We start from the raw sequence: 332 nt of genomic DNA, 5'->3' as shown, positions 1-332 counted from the left end.
GGTGGCAAGCTTCCTTGCCAAGCGCAGCTACAAGTATTTCCAGGGCCAGAGCACCGTGCGCGGTGAGCAGACCGCCCTGGTCAACGAGATGATCGAGGGCCAGAAGGACGTGCAGGCCTTTGGCCATGAGGCCGAGAGCCTTGCCGCCTTTGACGAGGTGAATGGCCGCCTGCAGAGCGTGAGCCTGAAGGCCATCTTCTTCTCCAGCCTGACCAACCCCGCCACCCGCTTTGTGAACAACATCGTTTATGCAGGTGTCGGTCTGGTGGGTGCCGTTTACGCTGTGGCGGGCGGCATCACCATCGGCCAGCTGAGCATCTTCCTGAACTATG

The 332-nt window shown here is 60.8% G+C and carries 1 protein-coding gene; it reads left to right on the top strand.

Features of this window, described 5'->3' with window-relative positions; all coding sequences use genetic code 11:
* Positions 1 to 332, top strand: a 332-nt coding sequence (locus P0G09_RS16475) for an ABC transporter transmembrane domain-containing protein (RefSeq protein ID WP_275253201.1), incomplete at both ends; no start/stop codon positions are given.

This window comes from Faecalibacterium sp. DFI.5.82 (assembly GCF_029076575.1).
GTDB classification, from domain to species: domain Bacteria; phylum Bacillota; class Clostridia; order Oscillospirales; family Ruminococcaceae; genus Faecalibacterium; species Faecalibacterium duncaniae.
This window is presented reverse-complemented; position numbering and strand designations above follow the sequence as displayed.